Annotated in this window: 10 protein-coding genes and 1 pseudogene; 1 reads left to right on the top strand and 10 read right to left on the bottom strand. The window is 57.7% G+C overall.

The genetic code is table 11. From position 1 onward, the window contains the following. Positions 1 to 123 precede the first annotated feature (123 nt). From BBF93_RS06615 to BBF93_RS06580, 9 genes are all read right to left on the bottom strand, one after another. Positions 124 to 492, bottom strand: coding sequence for a ribbon-helix-helix protein, CopG family (locus BBF93_RS06615; RefSeq protein WP_114105384.1), 369 nt, complete (start codon positions 490 to 492; stop codon positions 124 to 126). 154 nt (positions 493 to 646) lie between these two features. Beyond that, positions 647 to 772, bottom strand: coding sequence for a hypothetical protein (locus tag BBF93_RS19925; RefSeq protein WP_255417587.1), 126 nt, complete (start codon positions 770 to 772; stop codon positions 647 to 649). A gap of 14 nt (positions 773 to 786) precedes the next feature. Then, positions 787 to 1,353 (bottom strand): antirestriction protein ArdA, encoded by a 567-nt coding sequence (locus tag BBF93_RS06610; protein WP_114105383.1) that lies wholly within the window; start codon positions 1,351 to 1,353, stop codon positions 787 to 789. Between the two features lie 382 nt (positions 1,354 to 1,735). Beyond that, positions 1,736 to 2,491, bottom strand: coding sequence for an HNH endonuclease (locus BBF93_RS06605; protein ID WP_114105382.1), 756 nt, complete (start codon positions 2,489 to 2,491; stop codon positions 1,736 to 1,738). Next, positions 2,491 to 4,452 (bottom strand): DUF2326 domain-containing protein, encoded by a 1,962-nt coding sequence (locus BBF93_RS06600; protein WP_114105381.1) that lies wholly within the window; start codon positions 4,450 to 4,452, stop codon positions 2,491 to 2,493. Before BBF93_RS06600 ends, BBF93_RS06605 begins: the two co-directional genes overlap by 1 nt. Continuing rightward, the gene (locus BBF93_RS06595; protein WP_114105380.1) at positions 4,442 to 8,917 is read right to left on the bottom strand and encodes an N-6 DNA methylase; all 4,476 of its coding nucleotides are present in this window, start codon (positions 8,915 to 8,917) and stop codon (positions 4,442 to 4,444) included. Before BBF93_RS06595 ends, BBF93_RS06600 begins: the two co-directional genes overlap by 11 nt. 2 nt (positions 8,918 to 8,919) lie before the next feature. After that, positions 8,920 to 11,685 carry a DEAD/DEAH box helicase gene (locus tag BBF93_RS06590; protein WP_114105379.1) on the bottom strand — a complete coding sequence of 922 codons (2,766 nt, stop codon included), beginning with the start codon at positions 11,683 to 11,685 and terminating at the stop codon, positions 8,920 to 8,922. Positions 11,686 to 11,688: 3 nt separating this feature from the next. Then, the gene (locus BBF93_RS06585; RefSeq protein WP_114105378.1) at positions 11,689 to 16,869 is read right to left on the bottom strand and encodes a DEAD/DEAH box helicase; all 5,181 of its coding nucleotides are present in this window, start codon (positions 16,867 to 16,869) and stop codon (positions 11,689 to 11,691) included. Between the two features lie 381 nt (positions 16,870 to 17,250). Next, on the bottom strand, positions 17,251 to 17,625 hold the full coding sequence (locus tag BBF93_RS06580; protein WP_233349299.1) for a hypothetical protein: 375 nt from the start codon (positions 17,623 to 17,625) through the stop codon (positions 17,251 to 17,253). Positions 17,626 to 17,863: 238 nt separating this feature from the next. On the opposite strand from BBF93_RS06580, the gene BBF93_RS06575 reads away from it, so the two are divergent. Next, positions 17,864 to 18,370, top strand: a complete 507-nt coding sequence (locus BBF93_RS06575; RefSeq protein ID WP_162786439.1) for a nucleotidyltransferase domain-containing protein — start codon at positions 17,864 to 17,866, stop codon at positions 18,368 to 18,370. A gap of 36 nt (positions 18,371 to 18,406) precedes the next feature. On the opposite strand, the pseudogene BBF93_RS06570 reads toward BBF93_RS06575, so the two are convergent. Further along, positions 18,407 to 18,552: pseudogene (locus tag BBF93_RS06570) on the bottom strand (IS3 family transposase); the annotation flags it as partial.

Here is an 18,552-nt window from a genome sequence, read left to right as displayed (position 1 = left end):
AAAGCGCCCTTGCCGCTCTTAACCGTAGATAGTTTCATGATTCTCTCTCTGGCAAGGAATAGCCAACAACAATGCACGCCAATGTTGGGGTTTACCTGCTGCGGCTCGACTCACCGGAGCGATTCATCTCGACCCATTGCGCGCAATTTGCGCCAGAAAATGATCCATTCGGCGGCGCCCGAGTGCATGCGCAGCATCTCTGTCACCATCGGGAATGGGCTCGGTCCGAGTCAACCAATAGAAAATGTAGTGCCGAAGCATATCAAGGCTGATGGACAGATCTCGCTCAATGGAAGCCTGGCGAAGATCCATCCGATCGAGCCGACGGATCACGATCAATTCTGGGGTTTCAGCCTTAGCGTCGTCGAAGTACCTCTCGAGCGCCGTCTCGATGATCGCCGTCATAGACACGCCGTGCAGACGCGCCTCGAGCTCGAGCTGCTTCGCCATGTTATCGGTGACTCGGATATTGAGGCGGCGCGGTTTGACCATCAGAACCCCGGCAACATCCTGTCATCGCTCTCGTCGAGCGCCACCGCATGGCGAACACCCTCACTCCGATCAAGAGGCGCCGGATCAATTCCCTCATCGTGCCCCAGCGGCAGTTCCGACTCGACGGCCGAACCTTGCAAGGCTGGTTCGCAAATCAGCTCAGGCTGGAGTCGCAGCCGTCACGCGGGGCGCGGCAGGCGAGGCAAAAGCCCTCGGACCATTCGTCCGCCTGCTGCAGTTCTTCGAGGGTGAACCGGTGCTGGGTAGAGTCGGGATTCATATCCGCGCCCTCCCCTACCGCGACCAGAAGACATGGACTTCGTCGAAGCCCGTCTGGAACACCATGATCTCGCCGTTCAGCGCCATGTCGCTGGCGAGTGCCTGCCAGTCGATATAGTAGCTGAGGCTCTCGGGAATCGCGGTGCCGAGTTCGGTGTGAAGCTCTTCGGCGAAGTCTGCGGCGCTGCGGTACTCGCCTGCATAGTCCTCGAACGCGGCGCGTGCCTGCTCAAGGTCATTGCCGTAGTGTCCATAGATGCGGGCAGCAAGTTCACCATACTCACCGATGAACTCGGCAAGCTCGCACACTGCCTCGAACGAGGCGTACTCGGAAAGGTGTGCGCCTTCGAAGCCTTCGTAATCGTGGATCGCCCATTCCTCGGCATCGGGCTCCGGGCTGGCGCGCAGCATCGCCGAAACTTCGCGCCAGATTTCTTCGGGCGTGGTTGCATCGATCCAACGACCGTGCAGGCAGCCATTGTTGTAGGCAGCAAGGCACGCGACGTAGATGCGGGGCCGCTCCTGTACAGCTGGCGCGCCAGCAGTTCCAAGGGGTGCAACGGTAATGGGTTGGTCAGTCATGTCTGTCTCCTTCCCGCCCGTTCTCTTCCGCATCAGGCGGAGGTGGGCGGCGAAAAGGCGCTTGGCCGGAGCGCATGAGGGCGCGGCGCAAGGGGAAGCTGTAGGTCGGACGCCTACGGACTATTGGAGACGATCAATTCCCGCCCCCTTGCGCGGTGACCGCGCTCTGGCAAACGCGCCGTCCGCCCACCGCCGGCTGAACAGGAAGAATTTTTTGGTGGCAACAGACTTGCTGGCCAAAGAGGTCGCCCAGACTGCGGAAATCGTGGTCCAGCTTCAAATGCGTCCAGCGCCTATTGAACAGCTCGTTCACGCGGATGGATTCATTGCTACACCTGAAACTTATTTCCGTCAGAAGACGGTCTTTGGATCCTCGCCCTGGTCAATTCTGCTCAAAGACTTTCACACGATGCCATTTAAGTTTTTCAACATGAGCGCGTGTAAGCTGAATCGGCTTGGTCCAAATCAAGTGCGCGCGCGCCTTGTCGCTCAATACTGCGGAAAAGATCGGCGTGCCTTCATCCGCAAATGTGACGAGGCCACGGTCAAAAGCAGCGTCCCAGAGTGCTGACAGCAAAAGTCCATTGTGAACGTCAAGACGTTCAGCATCATCAGCGCAATCCTTCCACGGAACAATATGAGACGCTCTCAAGAGAGGCGTATCGCGGATGCCGCTCAATGGGCACTCCCCGCTCCAGTACTCAAGGAGACTTTCGCGAAACACCTGCTGTCCGATACGCTGAACGAGAAGACGCTCCGCTTCAGTCTTTCTCGGAAGCTCGCGTACTTTTTCCTGAAAGGCGAGAAGGGGCGCGTCAGGAAGGCTGGCAGCCAGCCGGTATAACTTTGGCAGAACAGAATAGAGGTCACGAAGCGTCTCGAAGCGGAAGCGCGAGATGCCCGGGCCTGGAAAAGGGTGAGGTTCCAAGTTTGCTTCAGCTATTACGCCGCCATGGTCTAATGCGAGAAACCACGGCCCCGATGGCGCCGCCGCAGCAAGCCATATCATTCCTTGGGCTGTTGTCGACTTGAATGCAGCCCACCCATCGACCTCACCCATTCGACGGCGAAAGCCGTGTTGCTCGGCAGCTTTGCTGCACTCGGTTGAGACGACGAAGGATTGCGGGATTTCGAGCATTAGAAGTCCATGGCGAACAATCGCGCCTCAGACGGAGTGGATGAAAGCCGCAAACGCATTGCTTCATGATCGCGCGCCTTCTGAGAGGGCGCTGTTGTTGTGGTAATAATATATTGGAAGGGTGGAGGACTTACCTTTCCTTCGAGCCACAAAACGAAATCAAACAGGTTCGCGTATATGTCGGCATCGAGATCAGCTTCGCGCGGACTATCATGGATGAGAAATGAAGGCATACTTGCTTTGCCATTCACAGAAAGGAGCATTGCCGCCAGATCGAACGCCACAATTTTGAATGACTCTACGGCGGCCGTAGAGAGCCCTACGCCGCGATCAAGAGTGATTTCTGTATGTAAACCGTTGCCGTCCAGCCGTACTTTACCTGAGCATCCACGGGGCATGAGACTTGCGACCAATTGCTGGAATATGACCTCAAGACTGCCGATAGCGAAAGCAGCACGCTCCCGCTCCAGTCGCATCACGTCACGCAGATTATCAATCTGATCTTCGATGGTTTCCATGCGCGCGCTAACTGCGATGCGTTCATTCAACTGTCGATCAAACCAAGTGGCCTCTCTAACTAGCTCACGTGCTCGCGTTAGCTTATTATCAGCGTCGGAAAACTGGGTCTCAAGTTTCTCGAAGGCTTCGTCAATATCTGAGATCTCGCGGTCCAAACGATCGATCTGTTCATCAAGTCGGGATACCTCACCTGGGAGTGCTGCCTTCTGCCGCTCCAAATCCGCAACTCGCTGCTCCGCGCGATCAATCCGGGTTCGCACTTCCTCCAGATTGCACCGCTGCAGTGAGACCCCGCAGCCGTTGGCTTTCACTTCGTCAATGCTCACTTGGCAAATTGTGCATCGGACGATCACGCCCGTTTCTAACCGGGCTTGTTCCGTGCCCTGCTCGGTACGTGCAGCGGCGATTTCGTTTGGAAGACTGTTCAGAAGTGCCCTTGTTGTAGCTCTCTGTTCCGCACTACGGTTACGCTCATCTTGAAGTTTTTTTCGCTTTTGCTGAAGTTCGGCAGTCGGCGTCCGCCCTTTGGAGTGACCGCTGCCGGTGACCTTCGCCAGCTCCTCATTTGCGCGGTCAATGAGTTCTTTTCGAACAGTCTCCTCCGAAGGATCCCGATCATTCGGAAATGATAAGTTTTCGCAAAGCTCCAAGAACCTCTGTTTCTGAAACCAGTCGAGGTGACCCAACTTCTGACGAAGGTTGTCGCGCTCCCTCGTGAGAGTTCTCACCTGAGCAGACGCTGAAACCTCTGCTGCAGACAGAGCTCCCATTGCGAGGCGAACAACAGTCAGCTTTGTTTCAAGAGAAATCTCCTGCGCCGGGGATCCGGAACCAGACCGTTTTGATCGCCAATCAAATACATCGTCAAGTCGGCACTCTTGGTCGCGCGTCAGCCATGCGAGTAGTACGTTCCACACTTGATCTGCCTTGAGATTGTCAGGCACCTGCTCGCGATAACCGGCGCAGAACCGATCAGAAATCGCCGGCGCGATTGTCGATGGTTCAGTGCCCTCGAGCAGCTGGTTGAATGTGTCCTCTATTCGGTCGGCGCGTACGGCACGGGATGGCAGGTTCATGCCGATCGGACGGGTCACGACCCAGCACTCGCCATCAATAATGATCTCTGCACCAACAAATCCGTTGGGCAACTTATGCTGCATCAGGTAGCGCTGTTCTTCATTGGAAAAATGCTGTTCCCCAAGGCAGTAACGTATGAATCGGCATAGCGTCGACTTGCCGCTCCCATGGGGTGTTGCGCCTGTTCCATTCGCGGAAAGATCGGGCGACCAAATGATGTTGAACCCGCGCCGAAGCTCGATATCGCGCAGCAGGGTCTGAGAATCGCGCCAGAGCGCCAGCCGTCGAACCCACAGGCGGGGCCCTTGCTGCCCTTCGGGCAGATTGAATTCAATCTCGGATGGCTGAAACAGATCAGGCTGCAAGGCGACCCTCCCTGATGAACGGAAGGATTACGGCCGACACCTGCGCGAGCCCGTGATCCAGGTCCAGACCTTCCAGCCTCGACCATGCGTAGATTGCGCGGCCGACGGCGGGATCGCTTGCATTCAGGGTAGATCGATCAAGCCTCGAACCCGCGCTCCATTGTGTGCCGTCGGATGAAACATCCAACACCGCAGAGGAAACAAGTTCATTGAAGGCCGCGCCCCAAGCTGCGTTCGTTGGCGGAACGAGTTGGGTAGCGCCCGTCGAGTGCGCCAAGAGACGTTGCCACTCTAGGCGATCCGTTTCCGACAGGAAGCCATCAAGCAGGCCTGGCTGCAGGCAGGCGAGCGCGGCCAGACGGACGCGGCGGGCATCGGAAAGCCCTGGCAGGACACCCACCACCGCCCGAAGCTGTGCCCGTACCCTGTCTCGCTCGTCAAGGTCCTGAGGCCACGCCCACACGGCATCCGGGAACTGGCCTAGCGGCGGAAGTTCGATGGCGCGGCGGGCGGGTATAGTCTGCGAGGCAGGAGCGTCGTGGCACAGACTTGGGTCGGCGGGCGGCGGCGAAAGTGGGGAGACATATGCAGTGCCAGCCGCCTTTGCTTTAGCCATGGCGTCATAGGCGGCCAAGACGAGCCGTTTGGTGCGAAACTCGTTGTGGTCACGTTCTTCATATTTCCGGAGCACCGCAAATGAGTCGAGAAGGTTTTCAGCTTGCTGTTTTGTGAGGCTGTACAGATGCAGCATGGCTGCATCAATTTCAGCTTGAATCGCCACTCGTCGCTCTGGGTTCCAACGGAATGGACCACCTTGAAAGTCCATATCTTTGGCCATGCCACCCAATTCATAGCTTGTGTAACAAAGTTCCAAAACGCGGTTAGCAAGCCAATTCGACGCTGTGCCATCCAAGAAAACATGATGCACTTGTAATGCTGCGGGCACCAGCGCGGGAATCTGTTCAACGACGAAGTATTTCATTCGGTTTGATTTTTGCCGGGCTGCATAGTCGCAGACCAAAGAGCCAAGCACTCCCACAAGTGCTACGTTCTCTTTGGGTAGCCTATTCGGACAGAGCAGGTACGCAGTATCGCCGGCAGCGGTTCTTGGGATCGCCGTTCCAACAAAAGTGCGTTCCGACGGACCAACGTCCCGCCATGAGAAACTCCATTCGCGATGTGCTTGCTCGTCCAGCGCGGACAGAGTTAACCCACTGTCGACCCAATAACGTGGTTGGATTTGGTAGTCCGGGTCTCGATGACATTTGTCGCTAACCCTTGGCAAAACGCCCTTGTTCGCCTGCTTCTCGGTTTGATCCTCATAGGTCCCATAGCGATGATCGAAATGCCAAAACATTTTCCCCTCATAGAGCGGGTAAATCTCGCGGCCGTCACTTAGTATTGCGAGTGCTCCTTGGCGCCTCTGAATCAATGGGGCCACTGCCTCGTGATCAATAAAATGTTCGGAAGCGCCAGACATATGGAATAGTGTTTTGAGTGTTATGTCCCACGGGTTGGACGTGATAGTATTACCATCCTTCTCGATAAGGATCGGCGCCGCCATGTGGATCGCCGCTGTAACTTTGGCGTCGCGCGACCAGCGGAAGGCCGGGAGGTTCAGGGTGTTCGGATTGATTGCCCTGATCTCGTCGACAGACAGCGCGTAACGCTTTTCCGGATCGGCGATTTCCGACGGCTGCCGGATATGTGCCGTGAACCACGGCTGTTCGATGCCGACAGAACGTCCAGCCATCGTAAGCAGACCAAATTTAACCTTGTTGGTAATATGCGGGAAAATCAGATCCTCGTTCTCGAAACCATAGAACGCGACGAGAGACTTGGTACTTAGGAGCTCTCCAAGGAAAGCGCGGTAGGTAAAACCGCTGACAAGGCCGGTGGGGATAATGAGACCCGCGTATCCTGTTGCCTTCGTGAGCTGCCAGAAATGATCAGTGAATACCGCATAGGTATTTACGTCACCGACACCGCCACGAGGGAAGCGGCCAGATTCACGCATGAAATGGCTTTCGGTCGCGGCCGTCCGCAATGCATCCTGCCATTCTTTCGCAAGGCGCGGGTTCGTATCGTCGAGCTGGTCGATGAGTTTCTTACGGGCTGCTGCGTTCTTCGCCGTGGCGATTTCGGCATCGCGAAGGGCAAAGAACTCTTGCTCCTGAAGCTTGACGCGTTCCCATGGTGGGTTGCCGAGGACGACATCAAAGCCTCCACGCTGCATGATATCAGGAAATTCCAAGGGCCAGTGGAGCGCCCGGGCCTCACGAGCAGCTTTCGGAGCATCGAGCATTGCATTTCGGATTTTGCCCTGATTGAGGGCGATCCAGATTTCTTCGGTGGTCGGTACTGTGCGCTCTGATGGGCCCGTCGGTGCTGCGCCTGTCTTGGGCAGAAGAAATGCCGCGATGAAGAGGTCACATGCAGCGCGAGCGCGGACGAATTCCTGCTTCTTGCGGAGTTCTTTAAACCGCGCGGCCTTTGAGCTGATATCTTCCAGCGAATCTTCGGGAAGGTCGCGGAACCCCGAGAAATCCACGGCCATCGGCTTTGTTTCAGGGAGCTTGTTCAGCCCTCCGCCAAAATCAAACCCGCCTTGGCCTTTCTGTGCGGCCGCGTTGATTTTGCGGTAGATGCTTGCGGTTTCCTTGTCGTCGCCGGTCAGCGGTTTGTAGGCGGCATCGGGAATGCCGTCCTGCAGCACCTGCAGGTCGAACACCCCCAGCAGTGCATCGCCGCAACGGATCTGCGCGTCGAAGAAGCCGAGGGGCAGGCCGGGGTCCACCGTCTCGATCCAGAGCGCGACCTTGGTCAGCTCGACCGCCATCGGGTTGCGGTCCACGCCGTGGATGCAGCAGCGCGCGACATCGCGCAACGCATGGCGGAAGTCGGCGAGCGAGGGCGTGCCCTCGGCCCGTATGCGCGCGAGCCGCGTGGCGATGCGGCGGGCGGCGGCCAGCAGGAAGTGGCCTGAGCCGCAGGCGGGGTCGATGACCGAGAGCTTCAGCAGCGCCTTGGCGGGATCGTCCGCCTCGGCCTCGGTCTTGTCGAGCACCGGGTCGAGCGCGGTGTCGAGCAGCGCCTGCACCAGACTGTCGGGGGTGTAGTAGGAGCCGGTGGTCTTGCGCTGGTTACCCTTCTGTTCGGCGGCCTCAGAGGCGAACAGTAGCGTCTTGCCGTCATCGCCCAGCTGAGGCTGCAGTTCGAGAAGGGATTCGTAAACGGAGCCGAGCTCCTCGGTCTCCATGGCGCACCAGTTGACGGGCACCATGCCGTTTTTGTCCGCGAGCCAGGACAAGCGATAGAGTGCCTCCATGAAGGCGCGGTTGCGCAGGCGGGCGGTCTCCAGGTTCGGCAGCCGGTCGTCCGAGAACAAGCCACCCAGCGCAGGCAGCGCGAGCGCGTCCTCGCCCCTGCCCAGCGCCCTAAAGACGATCTTGATGCCTTCGTACCGGTCGTGATGCCTGTCCCATGATACCGCCCGGTAGCATTGGGCGCGCAGGAGCGAGAGACTGTAGCCGTCCGCATACAGCTTGCGTGCCTCGGCGGGCGCCTTTTCGGGATGAAGGAGGTTGCGATCTTCGGCAACCATCATGAAGATAAGGCGGTAAACGAGACGCAGGAGCTCGTTGAACCAATCCGTGAGATTGATCTCGCCGGATTTAAGCCTGCTCGAAAGCTCTGGATTGGCCTCCAGGAAACCCGACCCCAGAAGTTTGAGCGCTATTTGAACCTGCCCGGCGAGGCGGTCTCGGGCAACTTCGCCTTCTTTAGATCCAGACTCTCGCCATCGCTCGAGCGGGCAATCGGTTGCCGGCCTCCCCTCCCCGCCGAACCGGCTGCGATGCATCAGGAGCCAAAGAAGGCCAAAGGACGCTGCGTCCTCGTTTGCAAAGATCTGCGCGAGATCGGCCTCGATGTACGCCGGACGCGTGAGCGAGGCGTTGTCCCGCATCAAACGGATGAGCGTGCCGTTCGTCGCAATCCCCCAAAGTGCCTCATCGTGCTCGTTGAGATAATCCTGCAGAGCAAAGGCAGGTGAGCGAGGGCGATCCGACGAAAGCGATGCACTCCGCCTGTCGAGTTTTTCGTCAGCAGGCGGTACAACCACGACCGGTACGCGGCCACCGGCGATGAATGCTACGGGATCGCTGGCATCTACGATATCGGAAAAACCGAACGTCTCTTTCAGGAAGTTTTTGACAAAGCGGCGGGTCGCTTCTGCTGAAGGGTTTTCGGACGATCTGAAGGCATCGAAATGAGATTGCCCAACGCGGAACGCCGTCGAGATCTCTTCCCTGATGGTAAGGCCCTTACGGACCGAGTAATCCTCAGGTGCCTGCTCGGGCGCCGAGCGCTGATCCACCTTTGCAATCATTGCCGGCGCAATCAGATTGCCCTCAAGGCTGAGGGAAGGCCATGCGGACATGTCCGTGACAGGTTTTCGGGACATGCTCAGACCTCGCCTGGTATCAGCGTGAACAGTCCGATAACATCGGGCGGAAAAACAGCTTCTACACTTACGCGCGGAGCTGATCCGGCTGCCGCTCGAAGGCGCCCATGATCGCTGGCCAGTTCTTCGGCGCGCTGACTGGCATAGACCGCGAGCGGGCCCGAGAGCATCCCGGGCAAATCCGAGCTGGCCGCCTCAATGTGCCGATCCCGAGCGATATGCGCGAGGTCAGCCTTGGCTTCGGTGTGAAGCCATTCACGGGCGGCATTGCCTACCGCGACAATCGTATTTCCCTGCAAGGCGACAAGGGATGCCTCCTCTGCCAGGAGCAGCCTTTCCTTTCGGGAATGCACGGTGACCTTGTAGCGGATACGCAGGACGGCAATCCGGGTCATCACGGAAACCGCTGTTGTTGGCCAGGCGCCGACGCGGCCAATGCCAAGGTCCGGCATCGCTTCCCGGTCGAGAGAGGCTTCGACAAGGCTTTCGGCGAGAGAGGCGGGCAATGGGTGCGTTCGCGTGAGCAAGGATGTGCCGGACGGCGCGGGCTCAGCCAGTGCAAGCTTCACAGACTTTTCCAGGCCTCGCTGGCCCAGTTTTTCTCTCAGACTTTCCTGGAGCGCGTGCACATGTGCGATGGATATCGAGCGCTTCTTTTCGAGCGGAACGCCAAACTTCGACATGGCACGTTCGACAAAGGCATATGCATCTTCCGGTGATCCCAAGAGGTCCTTCACCTTCTTCCACTCGGGAGCGACTTCTGACGGCTTCATGGCGTTCTGGGCGAAACGGGCGCGTGATTTCTTTTCGTTTTCGCTTGTGTCTCGCCAGCGGGCCTCCATGGCCTTTGTTCCGTCATCAAGACGCAGGTCGAGCGCCAGCTGCTTTTGCCCCCCGCGCTTTAGCATCATCGCCGCCATCAGGGCATCTGTAACCGGGCCGCGTTCTACCGGGAGGGGAACCGTTACCCCAGTTGCTTTTCGAATTTCTGTGGCCTTGCGAAGTATGACATCCAGAACGGCGCCGTCGATGGCACTGTCGGGCGAAAACATCATCACAGACCGGACAAGCTCTGCAGGCTGACCAAAGCGATCGACGCGGCCTTCTCTCTGTTGGTGCCGCGTAGGGTTCCAGGAGAGATCGTAGTGGATGACAGTATCAAAAAGTTGTTGAAGGTTGATGCCTTCTGAGAGGCAATCCGTGGCTACCAGGATTCTCTGGACCGCTTTCTGACCGTCTTCAACCGCCATCTCCGCGACCCGGTCTCGGCGCTCATCCGGGGTCAGTTCGCCAGTGACTGCTTCGACTTTCACTTTCGAGAACACTTTCCGAAGTCCGTCTTTGACGTATTCCGCCGTTGCCAGGTACCGGCAGAACACAACCGGGTTCGCGCCTTCTTTGATCAGTGGCTTCAGCACGCTGATCAGCGCCTCAAGCTTTGGGTCATTTGAACTTATCAGGTCTCGTGCCTGATCCAGCAGGCTCTGGAGCGCTGGGTCGCTCGCAAAAATTGTGTTTGGTTCAAGATCGACCGCATCTTCGTCGTCTCCGTCTTCATCGAAAATTTGAGGCTCAAGGCGTTCGGCTTCATTGGCGGCGCGATTGCGCAGCGCGCTGAGCCCTGCGGCCGGTGAGGAGCCGATACAGCGCATCAGTGCCAGCGTGCCCCAGAATGCCAGTCTTTGATCTTTCTTCTGGCTTCCTGCTCTCGATACAACTGCCAGGCAGTAGTCGAGCGCGGCTTCCTGAAAAGCCAGATGGTCACCGGAAAGCCGGTAGGCAAACTCGGCTGTCTCGTGTTTGGGGAATGAGCGGGTTTCGTCCCAGTCCCCTTCGATCAGATCGACCCGGCGCCTCTGAACAAAATGCCGCGCGAGCTTCTCCCGGTACCTGGCATTGTCGAAATCGACTGATCCGAACTCCAGGTCCACCAGTGACAAGAGGCGGGCAAAGGCCTCTTCATCACCCGAGTGCGGCGTGGCCGTCAGCATGATCAAGCGGCGCTCGGGGTCGTTTGCTAGCCCCTGCAACAGTTCAAAACGCTGTTGCTTTCCCTTGTGCGTTCCGACGCAGGCATGGGCTTCATCAACAATGACGAAGTCCGGGCAGGCGCGCGCAAACCCTTCGCGGCGCTTTTCGGCCTTGATGTAATCGAGGCTTACGACTGTGTACGGGTATGCATCAAACAGGGTCTGCGCGAGCGGAAGGTTGCGCTCGAGCCGCGCTGCTGTTCCCGATGTTACGGCGACAGCATCGATGCCAAAGCGATCCTTCAGTTCCTTGATCCATTGATCAACGAGGTGAGGCGGGCAAAGCACAGAAAAGGCATCGACCTCGCCTCGGTCCATCAGTTCCCGGAGGATCAATCCGGCTTCGATGGTTTTGCCGATCCCGACATCGTCGGCGATCAGTAGACGCGGCACCTGAAGCCGAAGCGCCATGAGGAGCGGAACAAGCTGATAGATTCTGGGTTCGAAACTGAGTTGCGCGGCCGAGCGGAATGGTCCTGCCCCCCGGCGCAAAGTCAGCCGCAGGGCATCTGCCAGAAGCGCTGCCTTTGCCTGCACGGTCGGCGCGGCGTGCTTGGGAAGATCGAACCTTGCGGACTCGACGGTTGTCAATTCGAGTGCGGGGTTGAGCACAACCACGTCATTCTCATTGCCCGACAAAGGGCGCAAGGCAAGAATGCCAGGGCGCGGTGCAGGCAGGGCAACCCACTCGCGACCGCGCGCCCGCACAAGATCGCCGGGGGCAAAGTTTGTTGTCATGTCCTAGCCTTTCAGGAGCTTGGTCAGTCGCTGCGGAACGCCGGCCTCGGGCGATTCTGGAAGGCTCACCAATTCCCAGCCCTTGGTCGCCGCCTCTACGCTCATTGCGGGCGTCACCTCCCCGCTAGTTGCAGCAACGCTATGGGTTCGCCAGGCATACTCGGCTTCAGCCCCGGCGAACTTCACAGGCATTGTGTCTGCTTGAGGCAGGCCTGCAGAGCTGAACGCACCAAGCCAGGCCGAGTTTTTTTCATCTGGCGTGCTGCGTAATTCGCGAACAGTCTCTCCGCGTGCAAGATCGATCAACAACTGAATGACCTCTGCACTGTTGCGGTCAATCTGCTCATGATCTGGCTGGTTAAAGTAGGAGAGAAGGCATCGGTAGCAACCGCGAACGCAGGCCTCGTCAGCCTTCTCGGTCAAAAGGGTTGGGTCGCCTGCAGCAATCGCAGCTTCGATGTTGTCAAAATGCATAAGCCCCAGGGCGGTGCGTGCCACCAAGCCGATAGCGCCTGGATCATCTATAAGCCGGGTCAGCACACCTGCGCCGCCCTCTGTGGCTTCATATATCAGGATTGCGCGGCGATTGTCGCGGGCCGGCAGAGGCTCGCCGAGGATCTCGCCTTCTTCAAGCTGATGGACGACCTCAATGCCCCGCATCAGCGCATGTTGAACAGTCGTTATTGTTCGAGACTCAAAAGCTTCTGGCTTGTTGAGGCGCAGGAGGAGTGCATTTTTCCGGTCACGGACGATCGGAACAATCCGAACCGGCCTGACTACATCGGGCGCGATATCGCCATCGGTGTCCTCGTCCTCTGACTTGGCCCAATAGCCTGTGCGAGGATCTATGTTGAAGCCGAAGACAGTCTGGTCTTTTCGGCGCTTCAAGCCTTTGTTGATGCGACTGATTTCCGCGCTGTTTGCATACTGGAAGGTAAATAGTGCAGTGCCTTCGCACATGAACTCCGCATTCGTGACCTGGATCTGACCATCTTTGCGGGGCCAGGAGAATACAGTCTGAATATCGAAACCCTGACGAACGCGTTCTTCGTCATTGGCTGTAATGCGCTCAGTTGGCGCGGCTTCGACATTGTCGATACGAAGCGTTCGCTTGATCGGTACTTCGCCTGCCATATGCGCGTCGCATCCATGGCAACGCTCAACCTCCCCCTCGTGGCATGCACCACAATTCGGGCAGATGTATATGTCTTTTGTCGCCAGTTCCGATCCGTCGCCTTGACGAACTTCGGGAGGGAGCTTTGCCTTGAGGACGCGGTAAGCCCGGCCTTCATGGTAGATAAGGCTACGCGGTCCAAATTCCGAGATTGCCAGGAAGCGGGCGCGGGACAGAAACGAACCGCTCGTTCCTTCACCCGGAACGAATGCGTAGAGTGGCAGACGAGGAAAGTTATAACCCGGCAGAAAGCCCTCAGTCGCCAGATAGCGATACGAGTAAAAGTCGGAGCCGTTAGACGCCTTGCCTTGTTCGAGGATCGAAATCTGATCGCTGGCCTGCATCTGGGCGGCCTTTATCTTGCGGCGATCTGCGGCCGACAGCCCGGCGATCTCAGAGCGGGTGTTTGCATCCGCCAGCTGGCTGCGGGCTGAGTTATAGAGCTCCCGCCAACGATCGAACGCGCGGTCGAACTCCTTGGGGGCATTCATCGCCACCTGGAGCACGAACTCTTCTGAATCCCCCATCCAGGCGGGGGGCGCGCCGCCGTCCGCAGAGAGTATCTGGTCGAGAACACGTTTCATAGGGATGCGCGCGCGCGCCACAAGTTGAGACTTGGATATGACGGCGAGCACGTCCTCCTTCAGGGGATATTTCTGTGCGGTGAGGTCCAGCGTTTCCGGAATGTCAGGAGATAGAGCGAGCTTGGTTTCAGCGAGCCAAACCGCGTGCAGATGTGACCGCACCAGCTCTTCGTTGGTGATATCGAGCGCGGGAGGGCGAACGACGCCGGCAACCATGTCGTTGCGCCGATTGAAGAAGTACTGATCATGCGGTGACCCAGAAGCGCAATAGGCAACGATGACGGCCGCCTGGCCGGAGCGGCCCGCGCGACCGGCGCGTTGGGCATAGTTGGCGGGCGTGGGCGGCACGTTTCGCAGATAGACAGCATTCAGCGCAGAAATATCAACACCGAGCTCCATCGTCGGTGAACAGAACAAGGCGGGCAGAAACTGATCTGACTCTCCGGTCGCCTTCACCTCGGTGCGGTAATCGGAGCTCTTTAGATTTTCTTGATCGTCGCCTTCATACCTGAACCGCCATTCTCGCCACTCTCGTTGCCGTTGAGAAACCTGCGCGGTGTGCTCTCGGCCTTCCAATCCCCAATAAGCGCTATGGCCTGCGGCAAGATCCTTGCCGATGGATTCGTAGAGGCCATGAAAGTAGAGATTGCCCCGCTGGGCCTCGTCCAGAACTGCAGCGCCCGGAACCAATCTTACAGCTGAAGGTGTCAGGCGCCAGCCGACAAGATCGGCGTCAAGCTCGACCGGGACAACAAGCCCTTCATCTGCCAGCACGCCAAGCAACCGGGCAAAGAACTCGAGATAGTCGTCTTTTCTCAGCTTGGTGCCGATGACTGTCTTCTTGTTTATCAAGCGTGCGATGCGTGAGTTATGTCCAGCGCGCAGAAGCGTCTGCTCTTCGCGCAGGCCAACAAACGCCTTTCCTGGCGCCCGCAAAAGCAAAGAGGACCTGCCCCGTGGCTTTTCTTTGGTATCGATGGCCCAAGGTGAGCGAAGCAGAGAGCGTGATTTTTGCGCAACGCCGTCGAGTATCGTCAGGTCCAGGGCTTCGGTGTTGACGGCCAAACCTTCCAGCATCGAGCCAAGAACTTTTTTCAGGAGCTCTGCTCGAGCGTCTTCCGGCATATCGCCCAGCTCTGGCAGGATTGTCATCATCCGCTCGCGATCAGATGCGATTTCATCCAGTCCGACGAACTGCACGTCGAGCAGGCGCAAGACAGAAAGACTTGGGTTGGTGTATCGCCATCCGCGCCGAAGATCAGTCCAGACGCGGTGCGCCAGAACCTTTGCCAACGCGCGCTGCGCATCTTCACGAATGACTGTGCCGGCTTCCGGATCCAGCATCCAATGTCCGCGGGCTGCCTTGTTTGATGAGGTGAAGCCGAGCGCCCTGACAACCTTGAGGCCAAACTCGTCTTCTGAGAGGCCCTCTGATCCTGCGTCGACGATGGCGCGAAGGATTGCGGCTCTCAGCAGGCTGACAAACAGGAAGTCATTGAAGTGCCCAGATTGCAGGGCTGCGTCCTGGCGGTTGTCGGTGAAGCCCAGCAGTTTCCGCTTTGTTTCTGGAACGCCGCTATCTGGCTTGTTCATCCATTCAAGTGCGCTAGAAACAAGGAGGGTCGTGGCTGAGCTTCGCCCTTCCCCAGAAAGACCGGCCAGCTTGCTACGCTCGCGCATGCCCTGATTTGGCTCGTCGAGGCAGCAGAGGCAGAACGCAAACTTGCCGGGGATAAACCAGAACTCGTTTCCGACCAAACCGTATTCGCCGTTCGGCTTGACAATATGAGACGCCGGCGCCCGATGCTTGCGATTAGCCCGAAGCCGTTCGGTGCCGTTGCGTTCTTCACGCCAGCTTTCGGGATAGCTGTCCAACTCGCCGCTGAAAGCGAAATCCGTCAAATCTGCCGGGACGGGGCACAGGTATCCCGCCAAGTCTCCTTCATCGTCCGACCCTAGCGGCGTATCGTCGATGTTGCGCGGTAGAAACCTGATACTGCCGCCCTCTTCGACCTTGGTGACAACATGATATTCATGACCGCAGCTGCGGCAGAACCGCGTTGGATAAAGCCGATGACCCGGTGCGTCAGGGTCTTCGAGTTGACCCTCAAAAAGGACAGATCGCGGATGGTTTGCCAGGGTCGTGAAAACTTCGCCGGCGCCGGAAATGAAGCGATGCAGCTTAAAGGCAAGGAACGCGCTTTTACCGGTTCCTCCGCGCTCAACTTCCGGCAGGCTGACTCTGGTCAGAAATGTTTCTAACGCCGAACGACATTGATCGAGGTCAACTGTGCTGTCTGCGGAGAGCCGGCCAACTGCCTCTTCAAAGGGGATAGGCTTCTTCCGTTTCAGTTCCAGGCCGTCATCGAGACCAAGCTCCAATTCCGCCCAGACTGCCAGTGCATGCCGCTTCAAAAACCTGTCATCCAGTTTTGCTGGGAGCGGTTTTAAAATCGCGTCAGCAAGTCCAGCCTTCGCCTGCGCCAGATCAATATTGTCGTCTGTTGCGCGCTGAAGGGATTCGTCAATCACGGCGTCAGGTCCTATGTCCGATCCGAACAGGCGTGTTGCGACCTTCGCCACCGCGATTGCCCTGCTTTCGTCGGATCCTTCTGACGCCATCGTGGCAGAAGTCCCAATACAGATGGGAGCTTTGTCTGGCGCGCATCGGTCGCGCAGACGTCGCACGAGCACGGCAACGTCCGCACCCTGACGACCCCGGTAAGTATGAAGCTCGTCAAGAATGATGAACTCGAGACCGGTCGCATTCTCGATGACCTGGGCATCGAGAGCATCCTGCCGGGTAAGAAGCAGTTCCGCCATCATGTAATTGGTCAGAAGGATGTCGGGTGGGTTTGCAGCAATTTTTTGACGCTCTTCCTGGCTCTCCTGACCGGTGTAGCGCTTCACCACGGGCTTGAGGCTGTCGGGCAATCCCGACTGGCTGATGAACTTGTCGATCTCTTTCATCTGGCTGTTTGCCAGGGCGTTCATCGGATAAACGATGATCGCACGCGTTTTGCGGGGCTTTCCGGAACGAAGTGCGCGGATGACCGCGTCAACAACAGGGACAAAGAAGCACATGGACTTGCCTGAGCCAGTCCCCGTCGTCACAACAAAACTGCTTCCCGAATTCGCTTTGGCGATCGCTTCAGCCTGGTGACGATGGAACCGCATCGGCCCCTCGCCAATCCGAAATACCTTTCCAGTACCTTCATCCAGATCACCGGAGGCAACTAGATCATCAACTGTTGGCCCCGACAAAAAGCGAGGGTTCAGGGAAAGGAGTGCATCTGGCCAGAAACGGCCCGCATCGTACTGCGCATCGATTTCAGAACGAAGATCGGCCGAGCGGACAGATACAAATGATCGAGAGAAACGCTCATAAGTCTGTATGATATGATGATCGAACTCGAACGCTTTCATGATATTCTGAAACCTTTTTTTGTTTCTTGGTCGGCAGCCTAGCCATCCTGCCCGATCGAATGGGTATTTCCTGCTGAAATGCAGAGATGCGAGCGCCCGTTTGAAACTTTGGCGTTGCAAATGCACGAAGTCAGCTGAAAATCGGAGCGGTTAGCCAGCGTCTCCCCTAAAATATCGTCTTAATAACAGCTGAAGCATGTGATGCATCCTGAAGTAACCGGAATTTTGATTTCTTCCACTCAAAAGCGCGATTCCCGTCATCGCTCAAACTGACCAGGGACGATCCGATCACAGTCTCGCTCGCTATCATACTTGGCAACCGCCCCCGGGCCGGCGTTCTCCCTTTACGCCCAGGTTGTCCCGAAACGCTGGCTCATCACTTTAATAACTGATCGCTTGCTTCTCTCGGCGGTAGCGGTCGAGTGCCGATTGCAACAGGATGGCGGGCGTTTTCACCCTAACGTACCGTTCCGCCGCTTCGGCCATTTCAGTCAGCGCCTCTTCCCTGGCGGCGGCAGCATGAGCAGCTGAATCATCGCCACCGATGACTTGGTAGGCTCGACGCGTCTTAAATCGGACATCTCCTGCCTCGCCCTGTTGTTTTCGCAAGTCCTCCAGCTCCGCCTCGAGGGACGCTTCCTGGACCGCCACTTCGTCGATGGCCACCCCTTCGCACTCCAATTCCAGCTCTGCAACTGTCTTGCCGTCACCATCCTGCTGAAGCTTTTTTTGTGATCTGTTGCCGTTTGTTCCCAATGACCCAGCCCCCCTGAATTGCTTCACTCAGGATCGGGCTCGTAGATAGTTGCTGCAATAGCATCGAGCGTTGCTCCGATTTCGAGCACCACGCTGGAAGCCTCCGACAATTCTGATACTCCGCGTCCACAGCCTAAGTACCAAGAGTCAATTTGTCGGCAGCACAATCTTTAATGGACACAGCACCCTCAATTTCCGAGTATGCGCGTTGCCCCAGCCCTCAAAAGAGTTCGGATCCTTGAAAGCCAGCCTCGATCACCTCCCCCCTGCCCGGCAGGCTGAACTTGCCCGCATACAGGAGGTCATCCTCGAGGAGCTGGAAACCTGCATCAAGGCGGACGTCAAGGCCCGCGCCAAGCGCTACCGCCTCCTGAAGCTCGTCCTGTTCGGGAGTTTCGCCAAAGGCACCTGGTTCGAGGACAGCCGGTCAGGGCGGGCCTCCGATGTCGACCTCCTGGCCATCGTCAGCCATGAAGCCCTCACCGAAATGAGCGCCTTCTGGGGCGAGGTCGAAGACCGCCTCTACAGCGACCCGCTCGTCAAGCGCGACGTCTCCATCATTGTCCACACCCTTCAGGACGTGAACCGTCAGCTCAAGGACGGACAATACTTCTTCTCAGAGATCATCCAGCAGGGCATCCTGCTCTTCGAAGACACCGAACCCGACAAGAATGGTAACCCAAAGAACCTCATCGCCAAACTCGCTCCTCCTGATCCTCAGAGATCAGCGATGCTGGCAAAGTGAACCGCGCCGGTAACCCCGGAGGCTGTTTGGTTGGAGTCATGCAGCGATAGCGTTTTCCTTCAGGGCTGCAAAGTAGTTGGCCTCGGCTTCTGCCGGAGGGATGTTTCCGATCGGCTCGAGCAGGCGGCGGTGATTGAACCAGTCGACCCACTCGAGCGTGGCGTATTCAACCGCGTCCATGG

Origin of the sequence: Hyphomonas sp. CACIAM 19H1 (genome assembly GCF_003325995.1) — a bacterium.
GTDB classification, from domain to species: Bacteria; Pseudomonadota; Alphaproteobacteria; order Caulobacterales; family Hyphomonadaceae; genus Hyphomonas; species Hyphomonas polymorpha.
This window is presented reverse-complemented; position numbering and strand designations above follow the sequence as displayed.